The organism is Nonomuraea sp. NPDC003214 (genome assembly GCF_053590035.1).
On sequence record NZ_JBSFSX010000004.1, the window covers coordinates 583401 to 603365 of the forward strand.

Consider the following 19965-nt stretch of genomic DNA (forward strand, 5'->3'; position numbering starts at 1 on the left):
TTTCGGTCGAGGGGTAGCCGACCCAGGAGGGTGAGGAGGAGCCATGAGACACGACGAGTTCATCGGACAGGTACAGGCCCGCGCCCACCTCGGCGGGCGCGACAAGGCCGAACGCGCCAGCCGGGCGACGCTGGAGACCCTGGGCGAACGCGTCCCGGAGGGCCTGGCGGACAAGCTCGCCGCCCAGCTGCCCCATGAGATCGGCGAGAACCTGCGGCGCACCGAGGTCTACGGCGGCCTCGGCACCGGCGAGCACTTCGGCCGCCACGAATTCGTCCAGCGCGTCGCCGCCAGGGCGGGCGTCGACGAGCCCCGCGCCCTCTACCTCGCGCGGGTGGTGCTGGAGGTGACCGGCCAGGCGACGCAGGGCGGCATCATGAACAAGGTGCGCGACAGCCTCCCCGAGGACCTGCGCGACCTCGTCACCTCGGGCAGCCAGGGCGCCATCCATCACGGCGCCACCCATCACGGCGGCTGACGCGGCGCGGCTCTCAGGCCGTCGCCACCCACGGCAGGTCGCCGGCCGGGATGTGCAACCGCGCGGCCTCAGGCCGTGCGGTTTCGGGTGCGGTCCCAGGCGTGTTCCCGGGTGGGGCGCCTTCAGTCTGTACGGAGCCGGTCCGTACGGGGTCCGTCCTCACGGCGCCGGGCCGCAGCGGGTCCGGCTGTTCGGGTGAGGCGACGCAGCGCCAGCACAGGGCCGGGCCGTCGGGCGGCACCGGGTGCCCGCAACTGCGGCACGCGCCGCCGCCGCACCCGCCGCAGGCCCCCACCTCGGCGCCCGTCGCGTCCCGGGGCGGGGTGCAGCCGTCGAGGCAGCGGACCAGCCCCATCTCCCGGTCGCTGAGGATGCGCCGCAGGTCCTCGTGATGGATCGGCTGCAGCGCGGCCAGCAGATCGGCGAGCGCGGCGTGGATGTAGGCCACGGCCTGCTGCAGCTCCTCGCGGTCGGTGGCGGGCGCGGGCGCGAACTCGAGCTGCCCGGTCAGCGTGCGCAGCCGGGCGCCGAAGCGCGCGCACTCGCCGATGACGCACGCCGCCATGTCGACCGGCTCCTGCGGCGGGTGATCAGTCATGTACCCACAGTAAGACGGGCGTCCCGGTTTCGCCGCGTATGACGCGCTGGCCCGGGACGCCCGGCCGACACCAGACGTCGGCGCCGTCAGAAGGTGACGTCGCTGCAGATGTAGTACGTCTGGTCCATGTGCGAGGCCTTCCACACCGTGTAGATCACGTGGCGGCCGGTGCGGCCGGAGGCGCTCAGGTTGCTGATGACGTAGTTCTGGCTGGGCGCGTAGCGGGGCGTCTCACGGATGAGCTCCAGGTGGTTCCAGCCGAGGGGCGTGGTCGTGGCGTCGTAGCCCTGGCGGGTGAGGTAGACGCGGATGTAGTCGGCGCCGTGGCTGGCCTGGTCGTACAGGTTGATGGTGAAGGTGCCGCCGAGGCTCGTCGTCTTCCACGGGCCGGGCGTGTCGAGGGAGCGGTAGCGGGCGCCCTCGGTGAGGCCGCCGCTGCACAGCTGGCCGTTGGGGACGGCGGCCTGGTGGTTGCCGCCGACGTTGTTGCGGTAGAGCCCGTTCCAGTTCCACATGGCGTTGGGGTTGTCCTGCCAGGCCTGCCAGCACATCGGGTCCTGCTGCTGCATGGCCGGGTTCTGGAAGTCGGAGCCCCAGCGCTGCCAGCAGCCGTAGTTGCGCGAGGCGGGATCGACGACCGATCCGTGTGCCGAGGCGCCGCCGGCGAGGGGGACGACGTTGAGCAGGGCTACGGACAGCAGCACGACTGCGGCGCGCAGGGCCCAGTGAGTCTTGCCGTGGGGCATGGTGGCGGTCTCCGTGTTCCGGTCAGGGGTTCCGGGGGAGCGCTCCCGCGTGGGTTGAGGGGGACGCTATCTGACCGGGGTGCTGTCAACAACTGACTGACCCTGTAAGCCACCTGTCGGGCGGCCGTGATCAGCGAGGCGAGCAGCGCAAAGGCGTACGGTGATCCGGTTGAAAGTTTCACCGTCCGGCGGCCCGGAGACGGCGGAGCCCCCCGCCCGGGCGGGCGGGGGGCTCCGGAGAGGGTCGGATCAGGACTCGGGCGGGACGTAGCAGGACGGGCCGTTCGGGCCGCCGAAGCGGACGCCGTCGAAGAAGTCGCGGTAGTCGATGTAGAAGTTGCCCTTGCCGCCGGCGCTGGTGGTGGCGGTGCAGCCGCCCCAGTTCGCCTCGGAGTAGAGGTGGACCCTGGTGCTCGTCCGGTTCCAGTCGGACTTGGCGCGGTCGGCCATGCCCAGGACGGCCAGGTCGGGCGTGTCGCTGGTGATCTGGATGATGTCACCGGTGCCGTCGAGGCCGGAGAACATGCAGTAGTTCCCCACCTGGCACCGGTCGTACCCTTCGGCAGCCTGGGCGGGAGCGCTCATCAGGGAGGCCATCGCGAAAGCCGCGATCGGCACAGCCAGCAATTGAAGCTTCTTGCCCACCATTCCTCCATGGGTGAAACTTTTCTTCGGAACGGCTCGAACATACCTCGCCCGATCTTGCGCGGGAAGGGGTGATCGTCCGCTAATTCCGCCGCGTGAAAATTTCACCGAAACCGCCCTGGTGGGAGGCCATGCGGGTGCTCCGGTGATGGCGGCAGCCGGTGGGGACGGCCTACCGTGGGAGCGCTCCCAACACTGAGGAGGCGGAGGCCGTGCGCATCCACCGGGCCGTCGTGACCCTGCTCGTCGCCGCCGGCATGGCGGTCCCCACCGCCGCCGATCCCCCCTACAAGGACCCCGCGCTGCCCGTCGCCACCCGGGTCGCCGACCTCATGTCCCGCATGTCGCTCGACGAGAAGCTCGGCCAGATGACCCAGGCCGAACGCGGCTCCGTCAGCGCCGCCGACATCACCGCCTACCGGCTCGGCTCCGTCCTGTCCGGCGGCGGCTCCGCGCCCTCGCCCAACACCGCCGCCTCCTGGGCCGACATGTACGACAGGTTCCAGAACGCCGCACTCGCCACCCCGCTCGGCATCCCCATCCTGTACGGGGTCGACGCCGTGCACGGGCACAACAACGTCCACGGCGCCACGATCTTCCCGCACAACGCCGGACTCGGCGCCACCCGCGACCCCGCCCTCGTCGAACGCATCGGCCGGGCCGTCGCCGAGGAGGTCACCGGCACCGGTGTCGACTGGAACTTCGCCCCCTGCCTCTGCGTCGCCCGCGATGACCGGTGGGGCAGGACGTACGAGTCCTTCGGCGAGACGCCCGAACTGCCCGCCGCGATGGCCACGCTCGTCACCGGCCTGCAGGACGGCCCCGCCTCCGTGCTCGCCACCGCCAAGCACTACCTCGGCGACGGCGGCACCGCGGGCGGCGACGACCAGGGCGACACCCGGCTGAGCGAGAGCGAGCTGCGGGCCGTGCACCTGCCGCCCTTCGAGGCCGCGATCGCCCGCGGCGTCGGCTCCGTCATGATCTCCTTCAGCAGCTGGAACGGCGTCAAGGTGCACGGCCACCAGTACCTGATCACCACCGTGCTCAAGGGCGAGCTCGGCTTCTCCGGATTCGTCGTGTCCGACTGGAACGGCGTCGACCAGATCGACGGCGCCCCCGGCCTGTCCGCCCAGGACGTGCGCACCGCGATCAACGCCGGGATCGACATGGTGATGGTCCCCACCGACTGGCGGCGCTTCATCGACCTGCTGCGCGCCGAGACCCAGGCCGGACGGGTCCCGCAGACGCGGATCGACGACGCCGTACGCCGCGTCCTGACCAAGAAGTTCGAGCAGGGCCTGTTCGAGAAGCCCCTCACCGACCGGTCCTACACCGCCACCGTCGGCAGCGCCGCCCACCGCGCCCTGGCCCGCGAGGCCGTCGCCAAGTCCCAGGTCGTGCTCAAGAACAGCGGCGGCGTGCTGCCGCTGCCCCGCGACGGCCGGATCTTCGTCGCCGGCAAGAGCGCCGACGACATCGGCTACCAGAGCGGCGGCTGGACCATCTCCTGGCAGGGCTCGCCCGGCGACATCACCCCCGGCACCACGATCCTGGACGGCATCAGGGACACCGGCGCCACCGTCGCCTACAGCCGCGACGGCCGCGGCGTCGACGGCTCCTACGACGTCGCCGTCGCCGTCGTCGGCGAGCCCCCGTACGCCGAGGGCGACGGCGACCGGCCCGGCGGCCTCGGCCTGGACTCCGAGGACCTCAACACGATCGCCACCCTGCGCGCCGCCGGCGTCCCGGTCGTCGTCGTGCTCGTCTCCGGCCGCCCGCTCGACGTCGCCGCGCACCTGTCCGGCTGGGACGGCCTGGTCGCCGCCTGGCTCCCCGGCACCGAGGGGAACGGCGTGGCCGACGTGCTGTTCGGCGCCGTCCAGCCCACCGGCAAACTGCCGTTCACGTGGATGAGCAGCTCCTCCCAGCAGCCCATCAACGCCGGCGACGGCAAGACGCCGCTGTTCCCGTACGGGTTCGGCCTCACCTACGAGCCGGCCGGCGAGGACACCGACCCGCCCACCGCTCCCGGCGCCCCGGCCGCCTCCGCCGTCACCTCCTCCTCGGCGACCCTGACCTGGGCCGCCTCCACCGACGACGTGGCGGTGACCGCGTACGACGTGGTGCGCGTCCAGGGCACCGCCGAGTCGGCCGTGGCCACCACCGCCGCCGCCACGGCCACCCTCACCGGACTCGCCCCCGCCACCGCCCACACCTTCGCCGTCTACGCCCGCGACGCCGCCGGCAACCGGTCACCACGCTCCGCCACGGTCACCGTCACCACCGAACCCTCGGGAGGCGGCGGCTGCTCGGTCACCCCGGCCGTGCAGAGCCAGTGGGACACCGGCTACGTCGTCCAGGCGAACGTCACCAACACCGGCATCGCCCCGCTCAACGGCTGGAGCGTCACCCTCACCCTGCCGCCCGGCCACCGCATCACCGGCCACTGGAACGCCGTCCCCGCCACCAGCGGGCAGACGGTCACCCTGCGCAACGCCGCGCACAACGCCACACTGGGCCCGGGCGCGACCACGTCGTTCGGCTTCCAGGCCACCCGCCCCTCCGCCGACGCCGCCCTGCCCTCCGCCTACACCTGCGCCTCCTGACCCGGCTACCCGCCGCAGGGCGGGTCGTAGTCCAGGACCGGTGACACGTACTTCCTCCACAGCTCCGGCGTCATCGCGTGACCCGTCGACCCGCACAGGAGCGCGAACGCGCGCTCCGGGTCGGCCTGCCAGAGCCGTACGGTGCCGTCCTGGCCGCCGCTGACGAGCACGTCGCCGCGCGGGCTGAACAGGACGGCGTTGACCGCGCCGTTGTGGCCGGTGACCGGGAGCCCGTGGGCGGAGGCGGCGGCGGGGGCGGAGGTGTCCCAGAGCCGGATCTGGCCGACCGCGCCGCTGGCGAGCAGCCTGCCGTCCGGGGCGAAGCTCACGCTGGAGACCACGCCACCGGCGGGCAGCGGCTCCCCGACGGACTTCGGGGAGCCCGGCCGCGACAGGTCCCACAGCCGGACCAGGTTGTCCCCGCCGCCGACGGCCAGCAGCGAGCGGGCGCTGACGTCCAGGGAGATGAGTGTCTGGTTCGTGGCCACCTGACCGGCCAGCGCGGGAACGGCTCCGTCGCCCGTCCGCCAGACGTGGACGGTGCCGAACACCTCGCTGCTGTAGACGTACGGCCCCCGGGGCGCGGCCGTCATGCTCTTGATCGGCAGCGGCTGCGCGCGCAGCTCGCCCCCGAGCGCGGTGGGGCGGGCCGGGTCGCTCACGTCCCAGGCGCGCAGCGTGCCGGAGTAGCCGCCCTGGAGATCCATCGAGGCGGCGGCCAGGGTGTGCCCGGTGGCGTCGAAGGCCAGCGCGGAGATCATGGTGAGCTGCCTGCCGGGCGCCTCACCGAGATCCACCGGACGGGCCGGCGCGGAGACGTCCCACAGCCGTACGGAGCCGCCGCGGTTGCCCGTGGCCAGGATCGTCTGCCCGGACGTGCCCGGCCCTTGCCTGATCGCCAGCGCCTCCACGACGAACAGGGACTGCGGAAGCGCGCCGACCGGGGTCAGGCGCGCCGGGTCGGAGACGTCCCAGAGCGTGACGTGGAACCCGGAGGCCACCGCGAGCAGGCGGCCGTCGCCCGTGGTCGCCAGCGCGTTGACGCTCAGGCCGCCGCCCGTGACGGCCAGGGCCGGGGGCAGGCGCCAGAGCCGTACGGTGCTGTCGCCGCTGGCGCTGGCCAGCCTGCTTCCCGTGGCGTCGAACGCCAGGCTGCTGACGACGCTGGTGTGCCCGCGCAGCGGCGGGCCGAGCGTCCTGGCATGCGCCGGGGCGCCGGTGTTCCAGAGGTAGATGCTGCCCGAGTTGTCGCCGGAGGCCAGCACGCGCCCGTCGGGGCTGAAGGCGACCGCGCTCACCGTGGTGGACAGGAACAGGGTGTTGCTCACCTTCGGCCGTTTCCGGTCCGCGAGGTCCCAGAGCAGCACGCGGTTGTCGCCTCCGGCGGTGGCCATCACGTGCCCGTCAGGGGCGAACGCGACCTGGTGCACGACGCCTGCGTGCCCGCCCAGCTCGCCGCCCAGCGGGGCGGGCCGGGCCGGGTCGGACACGTCCCACAGCCGGGTCAGCAGCCTGCGCCGATCGCCCGGGCCGGTGCCGCCGGTGACGACGAGCGTGGCCCCGTCCGGGCTGAACGCGACGGACGTGACGCCCTCGCGCTCCCGGGACAGAACCGTGCTCAGCCGCCGGGGCCGCCGGGGATCCGCGACGTCCCACAGCTGCACGGTGCTGGCCGTGGTGCCGGGGGTGTCCGCCCTGGTGCCGAGAGCCAGGGTCCGGCCGTCGGGACCGAACCTCAGGCTCACCACCATGCCCTCCGACACGGTCACCGGGTTCGACAGCGCCACCGGGCGCCGGGGATCGGAGACGTCCAGGAACCGGATGGTGCCGTCCGAGCCGCCGCGCGCCAGCAGATCGCCTTCCGGGCTGTAGGCGAGCTGCTGCACGAAGACCCGCTCACCGGCGCTGAGCTCCTCGGTCAGCGGAGCCGGGCGGGCCGGGTCGGAGACGTTCCAGAGCCGCAGCCGCCTGGAGCCGGTCGCCAGGGTGCCGTCCCGGCCGAAGGCGACCACGGGCGAATGGGGGTAGTGGCCCGGCAGCGCGGTGGAGAGCACGGACCCCGCCTCCGTCATCAGCCGGGTGCGCAGGGCGGGCGTCGGCCGCATCCGATACGCGGTCAGGTCGAGCTGCGCGGCCAGCTCACCGTTGGTCTCACGCTGACGGTCGGCCTCCGCCGCGACCCGTTCGAAGATCGCGTTGTCGCGTTCGGCGACGGCGGCGCTCTGCTTGTCGAGGGCGAACACGGCCAGCCCCGAGGCGATCAGCGCGAGCACGCACACCGTGGCCACCGCCGCGCGCCGGAACCGGCGGCTGCGCCGCTCGTGCCGTTCGGAGGCGTCGACGAACTGCCTGACGAGGGGCGTGACCTCCGCGCGGCTCGCCGCCGCCGCCCAGCCGCGGGCCAGCTCCAGCCTGCTGCCCCGGTACAGGGCGGTGACGTCCTTGCGCCGGCCGCGTTCCCAGGCGACGGCCGCATCCTCCACCTCCTGGCGGATCAGGGCGTTCGTCCCCTTCTCGCCCCGGCCGATCCAGTCGTCACGCAGCTTCGGCCAAGCCCACAGCAGCGCCTCATGGGTGATCTCGACCGTGACCGAGCCGCCCGTCCGCTCCACCCCCTGGCTGAGCAGCCGGGCGCGGGTGAACCGCTCGGCCGCTTCCTGCGCGCCCGCCGGGTCGGCGGCGGCCAGCATCAGGTCCTCCTGGGTCCGGCGGCGGCTGGTGACCTCGCCGTTCTCGCCGACCCTGACCAGGGCCAGGAAGAGCGTCCGCGCCGCCTCCCGGGCGGCCGGTGACAGCTTCCCGAACTGCTCCTCCGCGCTGGCCGCGACTGCGCCGTCGATGCCGCCGGACGCGTGGTAGCCCTCCAGGGTCAGGGCATCGCCCTTACGGTTCAGCCACGTCACCCACAACGCGTGCGCGAGCAGCGGCAACCGCTCCGCCCTGTACGCGCCCTCGTACGGGCCCGCCGCGCCGCGCAGGTCGCGCAGGATGACGTCGACCACGCCGGGCGCGAGCGACAGGCCGCTCCGCCTGGCCGGCTCCGTCACGGCCCGGCGCACCTCGTCGCCGGTCATCGCGCCGATGAACACCTGATGGTTCGCCAGCACGTCACGAAGATGGGAGAAACCGGCGCACGAGCCGTAGAAGTCCGCGCGCAGCCCGTACAGGCCCAACGCGACGGGCTGCTCGGCGCGGGGCTGTTCGGCGCGGGGCTGCTCCGCGCCGGACTGCCCGGCACCAGGCTGCTCGACGCCGGACTCCTCGGCGCGGGGCTGCTCGGCGCGGGGCTGCTCCGTGCTGGGCGCCGCCGTCGCGGTCAGGCGGGCGAGAGCGGCCACGAACCGGCGCCGCACAGACTCGTCCGGGCACAGCGTGAACAGCTCCTCCAGCTGGTCGACGACCAGGACGATCCTGCCGCCGGGCGGGAGCTTGAGCCGCTCGCGTATCAGAGCCGCCGGCCCGGCGGAGCCCTCCAGCGCCGTCGCGACCCGCGCCTCCTCGGCCCCCGTCAGTGCCGCGAGCTTCGCCACGAGCTCCCCGAACGGATCGGCCGTGGGGGTGAGCACCAGTCGCGGCCAGTGCCGGGAGCCGGGCAGTTGCCCCCTGGCCAGCGCCGGAAGCACCCCGGCGTGCAGCAGCGACGACTTGCCCGCGCCCGAGGGCGCCACGACGGCCAGCGGGCTGCGGTCGGCAAGACACCGTTCGAGCCGGTCCATGACCCTGCTGACCAGCGCCTCCCGCCCGAAGAACCACTCGGCCTCGTCCCCGGTGAACGCGCGCAGCCCCGGGTACGGGCACGTTTCCCCCGCCGCCGGGCGAAGCCCCGGTCGCTCCTGCACGCCGGCGGCGCGGGCCTGCTCCCAGCGCTTCTTCCACAGCTCGTGCTGGCTGCGCCACCAGGCGTGCCTCAGCTCGTAGGCGGGCGGGCTGCCGGCGTGCTCCAGCAGCACGCGGACCAGCGTCCACAACGGCACGAAATCCTGGGCGGCGCTGCCCCGGGTGAGCCAGTCGCTGACCGTCTGCGGGGTCAGCCTCGCCGCCGCCCGCTGCGCGGTGAGCAGCTCGTTGGCCCGGTCGATCACGTCCCGACGCCGCAGCCCCGGGGCGCGCTCCCGTGCCGCCTCCTCCAGCGCCTTCAACGCCTCCCGCAACACCGCCCGCGCGGCAGGCAGCTCCCCATCACCCGCCATACACGCAACCCCCCACGACGACCGCCCCTCCGGCCCGTCCTACCGGTCCGGTGGGTCCGGCCGATCCTGCCGGTTTAGTCCCTCCGGCCCGTCCGCTCGGTCTGGCCGGCCCCGCCCATCTGGCCCATCTGACCCATCCGGCGCGTCCGGACCGTCCGGCCGGATGGGTGCCGGAAGTGGCTCTGACCTGGGCCGGAAGGCACCTCATCCGGCCCGTCCGGGAACCGTTGGCCGGATGCCGCCCCCACGATGAACTGGCACCCACCGCAGCCGATCCTCCGGCTGCCGAGCGCGGGAGGGACACCTCGATGAACCCTGCGGAATGGGTGCTGGTGCCGATCGTCAGCCTGGCGTGCGTGGCCACGGCCGCCGTCCTCATGGTCTGGGTGGCCACCCGGGGATGCGCCTCGGCCGACCGCGCCCGCATCCTGCGAGCGATCGCCGAGGTGATCCGCGCGGTGTGGGGCAGGCGATGACACGCCAGGGCCACGCGACAGCGACCCGTGAAGCTGACGTCCAGTGTCAGACCACCCTTCGCCGACGACCCGGGCGACACCGCCGGCACCGAGATCTCCGCAACCTTGATCACCACAAGGCAGGAAAATCGTAATGCACCGATCACACCCCGTGAGATGGAACGGCCGAACTGACCCCACCCCGCAGCTTCGGCCCTACGTGTTCGCGGGCACGGCCGCACATCGCTGGGAGCGGGGGCACCGCGCGGGCGCGGGGGCGGGCGCGGGGGCTGGGGATCAGCCGCCGGGGCCGGTCGGGTTCAGCGGCGCCATGTCACCGTGGCTCGGCAGGTCACCACGCTCCACCGGGGCCGGCGGCGGTGACGGCGTGCCCTCGGTGACGACCGGACGGGCGCCCTCGGCGGCCTCACGCAGCACCGCACGGTCGACCCGCTCCACGTCGCCGATCAGCCGAAGGTGATGACGTTCCCCCACGGCCACGTACTCATGCTTGCCCCCGTGCACCGCGTACCAGCCGTCGCCGTCCCGCTCGCACGTGCCCACACACCGGTACGGGCCTCGATCGACGCGCAACTCAACCTGCCCGCCCTCGGCCGAGGTGTAGAACGCGCCGAACCCCTCCTCGTTGACCACGCCGATCGACTGCTCGGCCAGCTCGTACCCGGGCAGCTCCACCAGGTAGATGAGATCCGGCGCCACCCCCTGCCTGAGCACCCGGTCCATCGTGGGGCCGCTCAACGCCGCCCCCTGCCCGCAAGCCGCCGTCACCAGGAGCAGCAACAGCACGGAAACCCATCGGCGCGACACACCCCGCAGTCTCCCCGCCCGACGACCAGACCGCCATCCTCCGTATGACCTTGTAATCAAACGCACAACCCAGGCGAACCTCACCCCCGGGAGGAGTCTCACCTCCGGGAGGGGGTCTGAGTGCGGGAAGGGGCCTCACGGCGACGGGGTCTTACCCCCGGGCCTGACCCCCCGGGAGGGGGCTGAGCGCCGGAAGGGGCTTCACGCGACCGGTCTTACCCCCGAACGGGGCTTCGCCCCCGGAGGGGCCAGCGCAGAGAGGGGCGTTACCCCGGGCGGGGAGCTATCCCGGGCGGGCCTTACCCCCCGATGGGCCCGTACCCCGATGGGCCCGTACCCCGGAGGAACCAAACCCCGGCGGGGCCTCACCTCGAGAGGGTGCGGTCTCAGTCTGGGCGGGTATGGCGTCGGCGGGGCGGGCGGCGGCGCTCGTACGCGTGAAAGGCCAGCACGCACACCGCCAGTGCCGCCGCGAAGGCCGGCAGCCACGCGACCCGCCACGCCACCCACCCGAACCCGTCCGGCACGGTGTGCAGTCCGGCCACCGCCGTTCCGGACGTCAGCGCGACGGCGGTGACCGCGATCATCGCCGTCTGATGCCACAGGAAGATCGTCATCGCGCCCAGGTTCACCAGCGCCACCCCCGCCCAGAGGCGCGGTCTTCGCAGCGTCCGCCGTAACGGCCCGGCCAGCAGCATCGCCGCCCCGCACTGCGCCAGCCCGAACGCGACCGCCGCCAGCGAAGGCGGGTCCAGGTTGGACACCGCCGCCCCCGGCACCCCCACCATCGCCGCCGGATACCCACCCCACGCGACCAGCCCCGCGGCCACCACCGCCCCGCCCGCCAGCAGCCCCCACCTGGCCGCCCGCCCGCGTGGCCGCCCCTGTGCCCAGGCCGCTCCCAGGCAGTACGGGACCAGCCACCCGCAGATCACGTTCACCCCTTCGACCCACCCGGGCGCGGGATCGTCCAGCCCCTTGCGGACGAGGTCGCCCAGCGCTACGGCGGCGAGCGGCCACCACGGGCTGAGCCGGGCGGCGAGCGGCGTCAGCGCCGTCAGCAGCGCGAGCACCAGCAGGAACCACAGCGGCGACCACACCAGCTTGACCAGCGCCCACACGGTGTCCTGGTCGGCCCCGGCGGCGAGCATCGCGACGGCCGCCACCGCCCACACCGCCGCCACCACGACGACCGGCCGCGACAGCCGGGCCAGCCGCGGCCCCAGCCACTGCGTGTACGTGCCGCCCGCAGCGCGCGCCCGCACGTAGCCCTGGGTGCTCACGCGGCCCGCCACCAGGAAGAACACCGCCAGCGTCTGCAGCAGCCAGGTGAGTGGGGTGAGCTCCGGCAGCTGCTTGAGCGGGCTCGTCACCCGCAGCGTCCCGCTGTCGGCCACCACGGCGGTCACCAGCCAGTGCCCGAGCACCACCCCCAGGATCGCCAGCGCCCGCAACGCGTCGACCCCCCGGTCACGATCCGCCGGGGTGGCGTCGGCGATCCGCCGCACGACCCCCCGCGCCGGAAGCACACCGCCACCCCCGCCACGGCTCTCACGGCGGCCGGTCGCGGCGTCTTCGGCGACCCGGGGGACAGGCCCAAACGCCCGCCGCCGGGCCACCACGACCGGCCCGCCAAGGCGACGGCCTCCGGAGGTCGGCGTCCCACCCTGCCGCCCGGACCGCCGGCCGGCAACAGGCGCACTCTCCGATGGGGGCGGAGACTGCGGGGTGGAGACGGAGACGCCCGCTGGTGCCGGGGACCGGGTGCTCCGAGGCAGCGGCCCTGGGCGGTCAGGCACGGGGAGCCTCACCGGAGACGATGCGGGCGATGTTCGCCAGCGACACGGACTCCGCCTTGAGGTAGTCGCTGTGCCCCCCGTCGCCCGCCGCGAACACGCGGGCGCCGAACCCGGGCGTGACCGGGTCGGGGCCGAAGCCGAACGGGACGGGCAGGTGCGGAACGCGGCCGATCCAGTCGCCGCCGCCCCGGCCGGCCCACACGGTGGCCCGGGTGCGCAGATCCGCGACGTCGTCGGCTCCCGCGCCAGGGCTGCCGTAGAGGACGAGGTGGGCGACCTCCAGCCCGGGCGCCGCCCGCCCGCACACCACGGCGCCGTACGAGTGGCACAGCAGCGAGATCGTCGCGCCGGGCTTGACCCCCGCCAGTTCCCGTACGAACGTCCGCAACGCCGGTGCGGCTTCGTCGGCCAAGGCGGTGGTCAAGGTGTCGAGGCTGACGGTCCGGGGCGTCGCGTAGCCGAGCCAGGTGACCACGGCCGCGCCGTCGCCGAGCGCCTCCGCCAGCCGCGTCGCGCCGCCGCGCAGCAGCCCGTACTTGTCGAGGCTGGTGTCGGCGCCGGGCACCACCACGGCGATCCGCCGGGCGGCGGCCAGATCGCCGAACACCTCGACGACCCGGCCGCCGTCGCGCCCGTCGAAGGCCAGGAACCGCCGCCCAGGATCCGCCATGACCCGCAGCGCCGCGGCCCGGCGCCGGTCGCCGTGGGCGGCGGCGGTGCGCTCGGCCGCCAGCACCTCCCGCCGGCCGGCGGCGTAGCGGCCCGCCAGACCCGCCGCGGTCGCGGTGAGCGGCGGCAGCGCGGCCGGGACGGGCGCGGGCACCGCGGACGGCCGGGCGGCGCCCGGCACCGGCACGGCTATGGCGGCGCCGACCAGCGCGGTGAGCAGAGGGCGGCGGATCCTGTTGACGTCGATCACGCCCACGACGTTGCCGCAGATCGGCCTCCCTCCACATCGGACCGTGGGTCCATTCCGGGGAGCCCCCGGCAGCCCCAGGTAGTAAGACCGTGGTCCGATACACCGGCCCGGCCAGGGGATTCGGCCCTGACGGGGGCCCAGCCGGCGGAGGCCGTGCCGCCTCTGGGACTCGGGCCGGGCGACCGCTGAGCGGGCATCGGGTGAGGCGCCCGCCCCCGGGCGGGATTGTCGGGGGGCTCCGGTAACGTCCGTGGTCCTGGCAAAGGGAGGAAGCCGATTATGAGTGAGCTGCAGAAGCAGGTCCAGGTGGCCGTCGACGACCTCGTCGAGTCGGGCGCCGAGCAGGGTGTCCAGGTCGCCGTCTACCGCGACGGCGAGCTGGTCGCCGACGCCGTCGCCGGGCTGGCCGACCCGGCCACCGGCAGGGCGGTCACGTCCGCTACGCCGTTCTACAACTTCTCCATCGGCAAGGGCGCCACCGCCGCCGTGGCCCACGTGCTCGCCGAGCGGGGCCTGTTCACGTACGACACGCCCGTCGTGGAGCTGTGGCCCGAGTTCGGCGCCCACGGCAAGGAGGGCGACCGTGCGCCACGTGCTGACCCACTCGGCGGGGCTGCCCGGCGTGCCGCTCGACAGCACGCCCGAGGACATGTGCGACTGGGACAAGATGGTCGCTGCGCTGGAGGACGCCGAGTTGTGGTGGGAGCCCGGCACCCAGGTCGGCTACCACGCCTACACGTTCGGCTACCTCGTGGGCGAGATCGTCCGCCGGGCCACCGGCAAGCCGATCTCCCAGGTGCTGCTGGAGGAGGTCGCGGGGCCGCTCGGCGTGGGCGACGAGCTCTACTTCGGCATGCCGCGCGCCGAGCACGGCAGGCTGGCCGTGCTGGAGGGCGCGCCCATGGACATGTCGGCCTTCGGTGACATGCCTGACGATCTGCCGATGTTCAAGGCGGGGCCGATGTCGCTGTTCCCGACCGCCGCGCTCGGCAGCCGGGAGGACTACCTCACCGCCGACATCCCGGCCGGAGGCAAGACGACCGCCCGAGCGATCGCCCGCCTCTACGCGGCGCTGCTCGGCGAGGTCGACGGCGTCCGGCTGATCAGCCCCGAACGGCTGCGCGAGGTCACCACGGTGACGGCCAGTGGCCCCGACGCGGTGTTCGGCAACCCGTCGGCCTGGGGGCTCGGCTACGCCATCGGCCACCCGGCGTCCACCGCCGAGCAGACGCCGACCTGGTTCGGCATGGCCGGAGCGGGCGGCAGCGCCGCCTACGCCGACACCGCCACCGGCACCGTCATCGCCCTGACCAAGAACCGCCTGACCGCCGACTTCGCCGCCTACGAGCGCATCAGCGAGATCGTCACCAAGACGACCTCCTGACCCTGCGACGGGGCGGCGTGTGCGGCCCGCGCGCTGAGCCACCCGGCGGCCGGGCGTCGTACGCGCGTGTACGTCGCCCGGGGGCGCGACCCCGGGCGGTGTGGCCCGTGGGCGTGTGACCCCGTGATGGGCGACCCAGCGGAGCGTGCGCGCGTCGCCGGGGGTACGCGACCCCGGGCGGTATGACTTGGGGCCGCGAGTGACCCCGTGGTGCGTGACCGACGGCGTGCGGGGCGGAACGCGCGCGAGGCGGAACGCGTACGGGGCGGAACCTGCGCCGGGCGGAACGCGTACGGGGCGGAAACGTGCACGTGGGCGCCCCCGCGGTGGGCGGGGTGGGGTGGGGCGCGGTACGGTCCCTGTTGACCTCGCGCGCACCCGGGCGAGACGGGTGCGCGCGCGTGAAGCACGAGCCGGCACCGCCCGAGGAGTTCGCGTGTATTTGCTGACCAACCCCGTCAAGGACTATCCCTGGGGATCCCGTACGGACCTGGCCGGGCTCACCGGCAGGCCCGTGCCTTCTCCCGGTCCCGAGGCGGAGATGTGGCTCGGCGCCCACCCGTCGGGCTCGTCGGTGCTGGCCGAGGAGGGGCGCAGCCTGGCCGACGCGGTCGCCGCCGACCCCGCCGGGATGCTCGGCGAGGCGGCGCTCGGCCGGTTCGGGGAGCGGCTGCCGTACCTGATGAAGCTCATCGCCGTCGAGGCGCCGCTGTCGCTGCAGGTGCACCCGTCGGCGGCGCAGGCGGCCGACGGGCACGGCCGCGGCGTCTACGGCGACCCGTGGCCCAAGCCGGAGCTGATCCGGGCGCTGACGCCGTTCACCGCGCTGGCCGGGTTCCGCGACAGCGAGCAGTCGGCCATGCTCATCGACCGGCTGGGCGTGCGCGGGCTGAAGGACGTGGTGGCGCTGCTGTCAGCAGGGTCGCCGCTGGAGGCGCTGGCCGCGCTGCTGGCCGCGGGTGACGTGGCCGAGCAGGCCGGGTGGTCCGCCTCGGCGGTGCATCAGCCGGACTACGCGCTGGTGGCGCGGCTGGCCCGGCAGTACCCGGGCGACCCTGCCTGTCTGGCGCCGCTGCTGCTCCAGCGGCACGAGCTGGAGCCCGGGCAGGCGCTCTTCCTGGAGGCGGGCGTGCTGCACTGCTACCTCAGGGGCTTCGGGGTGGAGATCATGGGCAGCTCCGACAACGTCATGCGCGCCGGGCTGACGTCCAAGCCGCTCAACGTGCCGGAGCTGCTGCACATCACCGATCCGGCGCGGGTGCCGCACCCTCTGGAGGCGGGCGCTGACGGCGTCTACGCCACGTCGGCGGAGGAGTTCCGGCTGCGGCAGCTCACCGGCGGCGAGTGGCGGCTCGCGGGCGGCTCGCCGCGCATCGTGCTGTGCACGGACGGGTCCGTGACGGTCGGCGGGCGGCGGCTGGTCGCGGGCGAGTCGGTGTTCCTCCCGGCCGCCGACGGCGACGTGGTGGCGCACGCCAACGGTCTCGCCTTCTGCGCCGAGCCCGCCCTCTGACCGCTCCAGCAGCTCCAGCAGCTCCAGCCGGACAGCGCCGCGGGGCGGGACGAGAACGAGCTGGTCCCGCCCCGCGCGCCCACGTGCGGAGGCGAGCGGACGCGGTCAGCAAGGGCTCGTCACCGGCGAAGCTTCGACCGGAACCCTGTCTATGGCCGGGCCGCGTGACGACGTCGTGCAGGAAGGGGAGCGAGCCCGCCCCAAGGGGCCGGGTGGTCAGGTGGGTTCGGTGAGGACGCGCTGGGCTACGGCGAAGGCGGCGTTGGCCGCCGGGACGCCGCAGTAGATGGCCGTCTGCAGCAGCACCTCGCCGATCTCGTCCGGCGTCAGCCCGTTGCGCAGCGCCGCCCGCACGTGCATGGCCAGCTCCTCCAGGTGGCCGTGGGCGACGAGCGCGGTGAGGGTGATGCAGCTGCGGGTGCGGCGGTCGAGGCCGGGGCGCGTCCAGATCTCGCCCCACGCGTAGCGGGTGATCAGGTCCTGGAAGTCCCGGGTGAAGCCGGTGGTGCGGGCGATCGCCCGGTCGACGTGCGCGTCGCCGAGCACTTCACGCCGCACCCGCATGCCGGGCCCAGTTGAGCCGGTGAGCCCGGCGGACCCGGTGCGCACGGCGGGCAGGTGGGCGAGCAGCGCGGCGGTGACGGCCTCGGGCCGGTCGGCGGTGGCCAGGTGGGCCGCGCCGGGAACCTCCACGAGCGTCGCGTCCGCGATGCCGTCGGCGAGCAGCCGGGCGTGCTCCGGCGGCGTCGCCGGGTCCTGCCGCCCGGCCAGCACCAGCGTGGGGACGGCGATCCGCCCGAGCTCGCCGCGCACGTCGTAGCCGGCCAGCGCGTCGCAGCAGGCCGCGTACGCCTCCGGGTCGGCCCCGGCCAGGTCGTCCAGCAGCCCCTGGTCGGGCGGCCCGGCGAACCAGCGCCGGGCGGTGGCCTCCAGCAGCGGCCCGGTGCCCTTCTCCCGGACCAGGGCCGCCCGGTCGCGCCACCCCTGCGGCTCGCCGAAGCGGGCCGACGAGCACACCAGGGCCAGCGACCGCACCCTGCCGGGATGGCCGATCGCCAAGGTGGCGCCGATCGCCCCGCCGATGGACACGCCCGCGTAGTGGAAGCTCTCCCACCCCTGGCCGGCGGCCGTGCGGACGACGAGCGCGGCCAGGTCGTCCATCGTGCGGGCGTCCTGGCGGGGTGAGCCGCCGTGGCCGGGCAGCTCGTACCTGAGCACGCGGAACGTGCGCGCCAGCGCGGCCACCTGCGGCTGCCACACCTTCGCCGAGGTGCCCAGCGAAGGGCCGAGCACCAGCGGCTCGCCGCCCTCGGGGCCGTCGAGCGTGTACTGCAGCAAGATCACTCCTCTTCCAGCGCCCGGTCGACCAGCGCGCCCGCCGACCCGGGCGCGCGGTCCAGGGGGTGTACGTCGGGCACGCGCAGGTTGGCGCGCATGCGCTCGGGGTGCACGCGCAGGTCGGCGACCAGCTCGGCGGCGTCGCGGGCGGCTCCGGCCACCAGGCGGATCGTCTCGCGCAGCGGCTGCCATTCGGCGTGCCAGGCCCCGGCGGGGCGTTCGTCCTCGGCGGCGAGGGAGCCGTACAGGATCGACGCCAGCGCGGGCGCCTGACGCGCGGCTGCGGCGATCATGGTGGCGCGTACCGGGTTGTGCTTGTGCGGCATGGACGACGAGCCGCCGCCGACGCCTTCCGACAGCTCGCCGATCTCGGTGCGTGACAGCACCAGCACGTCCGCGGCGACCTTGCCGAGCGCGCCCGCCGTGAACGCCAGCGCCCCGGCCAGGTCGGCGACCGGGGTCCGCAGCACGTGCCAGGGGAGCGGCGGCTCGGCCAGCCCCACCTCCCGGGCGAACCGCGCCACCAGCAGCAACCCGGCGTCCGGCCGGCCGGTGTCCTGGGCGGGCGGGTGGAAGGCGGCCAGGGTGCCGGCGGCGCCGCCGAGCTGGGCCGGAAGGGCTTCGCGGGCGGCGCGCAGGCGGTGGCGGGCGTCGGCGGCGAGCTTGCGCCAGCCGGCCGCCTTGAGTCCGAACGTGGTGGGCACCGCCTGCTGGGTGAGGGTGCGCGCGGCCATGACCGTGTCGCGGTGGGCCGCCGCGAGCGCGCCCAGCCCGGCGATCACCCGGCCGAGGTCGGCCAGGACGGGGCCGAGCGCGCGGGAGGCCGTCAGCATGAGGGCGGTGTCGAGGATGTCCTGGCTGGTGGCGCCCCGGTGGACGTGTTCGCCGTACGGGTGGGCGGCCCGGCGCAGGTCCTCGACGAGCGGGATGACGGGGTTGCCGCCGGAGCGGGCGCGTACGACGAGCGAGGGCAGGTCGAAGGCGGCGGCGCGGGCGGCGGCGGTGACGGCGTCGGCGGCCGGGGCCGGGACCAGCCCGAGCGCGGCCTGCGCCCGGGTGAGCGCCGCCTCGGCGTCGAGCATGGCTCCCAGCAGCGCCGCGTCACCGGTCGCCGCCACCGCCGCCCGCATCGGCGCCAGCAGCCCGAGATCCGCGCCCGGACCGTCCCCGTGCCACAGGGAGCCGTCAGCCGAAGTCAAAGAAGACCGTCTCCTTCTCGCCCTGCAGGTGGATGTCGAACCGGTGGACGCCCTCCCGCTCCCGGACCGCCATCAGCGTGTGGCGCCGCTGCGGGGGCACCGTGTCCAGGAACGGGTCCTGCCCGAAATAGATCCTGGTGAACAGGTGGTGCAGCAGCCCGCGGGCGAACACGCACACGCTGATGTACCCGTTGCCGGGCATGACCGTGCGCAGCGTCCAGCGGCCGTCGGCGTCGGTGGCGACGCGGCCGAAGCCGGTGAAGTCGACGCCGTGCCTGCCGATGACGCTCCCGTCGACGGGGTCGCGCCGCAGCGTGCCGGGCGCGCCGCGCAGCTCGCCGGAGGCGTCGGCCTGCCAGAACTCCAGCAGCGCGTCGGGCACCGGGTCCCCGGCGCCGTCGTGGACGTACCCGTGGACGGTGATCCCGGCCGGGTCGGAGGGTGCGGCGAGGTCGCCGCCGCCGGGGAAGGGCAGCGCGTAGCCGTAGAACGGGCCGACGGTCTGCGAGGGGGTGGGGTTCATCGGCCTTCCTCCATCCAGGTCGCGGCGGGCCCGTCGAGCACGATGTCCCACCGGTAGCCGAGCGACCACTCCGGCTGGGACAGCTCGTGCGCGTAGGCGGCGACGAGCCGCTGCCGGGCGCGCTCGTCGGTCACCGAGTTGAGGATCGGGTCGTACGGGAAGAGCGGGTCGCCGGGGAAGTACATCTGCGTGACGAGCCGCTGCGTGAACGCCGCGCCGAACAGCGAGAAGTGGATGTGCGCCGGACGCCAGGCGTTGACGTGGTTGCGCCACGGGTACGCGCCGGGCTTGATCGTGGTGAACGCGTAGCGGCCCTCGTCGTCGGTGAGGCAGCGGCCGACGCCGGTGAAGTTCGGGTCGAGCGGCGCGGGGTGGTCGTCGCGCTGGTGCCGGTAGCGGCCGGAGGCGTTGGCCTGCCACACCTCGACGAGCTGGCCGCGCACGGGCCTGCCGTCGCGGTCGAGTACCCGGCCCTGGACGGTGATGCGCTCGCCGAGCGGCTCGCCGAGGTGCTGCCTGGTGAGGTCGGCGTCGAGGGCGGTGACGTCGGTGGCGCCGAACACCGGGCCGCTCAGCTCGGCCGCGTCGGGGTCCTTGACGGAGATCAGCGGCTGCTTGGGGTGGCGCAGCACGCTGCTGCGGTAGGGGGCGAAGTCGCGGTCGGGGTGGCCGCTGGGGGGCCCGGCGGGGGCCTCGCGCAGCTCGCGGTCGATGTCGGCCTGCGTGAGGGGCTGGGTCATGTCG

15 protein-coding genes and 1 pseudogene are annotated in these 19965 nt (G+C 74.4%); 5 read left to right on the top strand and 11 right to left on the bottom strand.

Annotated elements, in window-relative coordinates; genetic code table 11:
• Positions 1 to 43 precede the first annotated feature (43 nt).
• Positions 44 to 478: a DUF2267 domain-containing protein gene (locus ACWDXC_RS14985; RefSeq protein WP_364170867.1), complete on the top strand. Its 435-nt coding sequence runs from the start codon at positions 44 to 46 to the stop codon at positions 476 to 478.
• Between the two features lie 13 nt (positions 479 to 491).
• On the opposite strand, the gene ACWDXC_RS14990 is transcribed toward ACWDXC_RS14985, so the two are convergent.
• From ACWDXC_RS14990 to ACWDXC_RS15000, 3 genes are all read right to left on the bottom strand, one after another.
• Positions 492 to 1076: a hypothetical protein gene (locus ACWDXC_RS14990; RefSeq protein WP_449981749.1), complete on the bottom strand. Its 585-nt coding sequence runs from the start codon at positions 1074 to 1076 to the stop codon at positions 492 to 494.
• 86 nt (positions 1077 to 1162) lie between these two features.
• The gene (locus ACWDXC_RS14995; RefSeq protein WP_219507306.1) at positions 1163 to 1822 is read right to left on the bottom strand and encodes a lytic polysaccharide monooxygenase auxiliary activity family 9 protein; all 660 of its coding nucleotides are present in this window, start codon (positions 1820 to 1822) and stop codon (positions 1163 to 1165) included.
• Positions 1823 to 2071: 249 nt separating this feature from the next.
• A complete protein-coding gene (locus ACWDXC_RS15000) occupies positions 2072 to 2440 on the bottom strand; it encodes a peptidase inhibitor family I36 protein (protein WP_357589840.1) in 369 nt (122 codons plus the stop codon).
• Positions 2441 to 2679: 239 nt separating this feature from the next.
• Here ACWDXC_RS15000 and ACWDXC_RS15005 point away from each other — a divergent pair, with 239 nt between their 5' ends.
• Positions 2680 to 5073 (top strand): glycoside hydrolase family 3 N-terminal domain-containing protein, encoded by a 2394-nt coding sequence (locus tag ACWDXC_RS15005; protein ID WP_449981752.1) that lies wholly within the window; start codon positions 2680 to 2682, stop codon positions 5071 to 5073.
• A gap of 5 nt (positions 5074 to 5078) precedes the next feature.
• On the opposite strand, the gene ACWDXC_RS15010 is transcribed toward ACWDXC_RS15005, so the two are convergent.
• Positions 5079 to 9263: an nSTAND1 domain-containing NTPase gene (locus ACWDXC_RS15010; protein WP_449981754.1), complete on the bottom strand. Its 4185-nt coding sequence runs from the start codon at positions 9261 to 9263 to the stop codon at positions 5079 to 5081.
• Positions 9264 to 9571: 308 nt separating this feature from the next.
• Here ACWDXC_RS15010 and ACWDXC_RS15015 point away from each other — a divergent pair, with 308 nt between their 5' ends.
• The gene (locus ACWDXC_RS15015) at positions 9572 to 9739 is read left to right on the top strand and encodes a hypothetical protein (protein WP_219507301.1); all 168 of its coding nucleotides are present in this window, start codon (positions 9572 to 9574) and stop codon (positions 9737 to 9739) included.
• Positions 9740 to 10015: 276 nt separating this feature from the next.
• Here the strand turns inward: ACWDXC_RS15015 and ACWDXC_RS15020 are convergent, their stop codons facing one another.
• From ACWDXC_RS15020 to ACWDXC_RS15030, 3 genes are all read right to left on the bottom strand, one after another.
• A complete protein-coding gene (locus ACWDXC_RS15020; protein ID WP_449981756.1) occupies positions 10016 to 10525 on the bottom strand; it encodes a hypothetical protein in 510 nt (169 codons plus the stop codon).
• Positions 10526 to 10932: 407 nt separating this feature from the next.
• Entirely contained in the window at positions 10933 to 12075 is a 1143-nt protein-coding gene (locus ACWDXC_RS15025) for an acyltransferase family protein (RefSeq protein WP_449981758.1), read from the bottom strand.
• 262 nt (positions 12076 to 12337) lie between these two features.
• Entirely contained in the window at positions 12338 to 13264 is a 927-nt protein-coding gene (locus tag ACWDXC_RS15030; protein ID WP_449981760.1) for an alpha/beta hydrolase, read from the bottom strand.
• A gap of 279 nt (positions 13265 to 13543) precedes the next feature.
• Between ACWDXC_RS15030 and ACWDXC_RS15035 the strand changes: the two are divergent.
• Together ACWDXC_RS15035 and manA are read left to right on the top strand one after the other, a co-directional pair.
• Positions 13544 to 14648: pseudogene (locus ACWDXC_RS15035) on the top strand (serine hydrolase domain-containing protein).
• A 436-nt stretch (positions 14649 to 15084) separates the two neighbouring features.
• Complete coding sequence (gene manA / locus ACWDXC_RS15040; RefSeq protein WP_449981762.1) at positions 15085 to 16161, top strand: mannose-6-phosphate isomerase, class I; 1077 nt, start codon at positions 15085 to 15087, stop codon at positions 16159 to 16161.
• A 216-nt stretch (positions 16162 to 16377) separates the two neighbouring features.
• Here manA and pcaDC read toward each other — a convergent pair whose 3' ends face one another.
• The 4 genes from pcaDC to pcaH are packed head-to-tail and all read right to left on the bottom strand — an operon-like array spanning position 16378 to position 19961.
• Positions 16378 to 17499: a bifunctional 3-oxoadipate enol-lactonase/4-carboxymuconolactone decarboxylase PcaDC gene (gene pcaDC / locus ACWDXC_RS15045; RefSeq protein ID WP_449981764.1), complete on the bottom strand. Its 1122-nt coding sequence runs from the start codon at positions 17497 to 17499 to the stop codon at positions 16378 to 16380.
• 2 nt (positions 17500 to 17501) lie between these two features.
• Positions 17502 to 18698, bottom strand: coding sequence for a 3-carboxy-cis,cis-muconate cycloisomerase (gene pcaB / locus ACWDXC_RS15050; RefSeq protein WP_449981766.1), 1197 nt, complete (start codon positions 18696 to 18698; stop codon positions 17502 to 17504).
• Entirely contained in the window at positions 18685 to 19221 is a 537-nt protein-coding gene (gene pcaG, locus ACWDXC_RS15055; protein ID WP_449981767.1) for a protocatechuate 3,4-dioxygenase subunit alpha, read from the bottom strand. The genes pcaB and pcaG overlap by 14 nt, the downstream gene beginning before the upstream one ends.
• The gene (gene pcaH / locus ACWDXC_RS15060; RefSeq protein WP_449981769.1) at positions 19218 to 19961 is read right to left on the bottom strand and encodes a protocatechuate 3,4-dioxygenase subunit beta; all 744 of its coding nucleotides are present in this window, start codon (positions 19959 to 19961) and stop codon (positions 19218 to 19220) included. The genes pcaG and pcaH overlap by 4 nt, the downstream gene beginning before the upstream one ends.
• Positions 19962 to 19965: the final 4 nt, after the last annotated feature.

Excerpts from the sequence above, each read along its gene's own strand:
- ACWDXC_RS14985 (WP_364170867.1), top strand. The coding sequence starts at position 44 with ATGAGACACGACGAGTTCATCGGACAGGTACAGGCCCGCGCCCACCTC.
- ACWDXC_RS14990 (WP_449981749.1), bottom strand. The coding sequence starts at position 1,076 with ATGACTGATCACCCGCCGCAGGAGCCGGTCGACATGGCGGCGTGCGTC.
- ACWDXC_RS14995 (WP_219507306.1), bottom strand. The coding sequence starts at position 1,822 with ATGCCCCACGGCAAGACTCACTGGGCCCTGCGCGCCGCAGTCGTGCTG.
- ACWDXC_RS15010 (WP_449981754.1), bottom strand. The coding sequence starts at position 9,263 with ATGGCGGGTGATGGGGAGCTGCCTGCCGCGCGGGCGGTGTTGCGGGAG.
- ACWDXC_RS15015 (WP_219507301.1), top strand. The coding sequence starts at position 9,572 with ATGAACCCTGCGGAATGGGTGCTGGTGCCGATCGTCAGCCTGGCGTGC.
- pcaG (WP_449981767.1), bottom strand. The coding sequence starts at position 19,221 with ATGAACCCCACCCCCTCGCAGACCGTCGGCCCGTTCTACGGCTACGCG.
- pcaH (WP_449981769.1), bottom strand. The coding sequence starts at position 19,961 with ATGACCCAGCCCCTCACGCAGGCCGACATCGACCGCGAGCTGCGCGAG.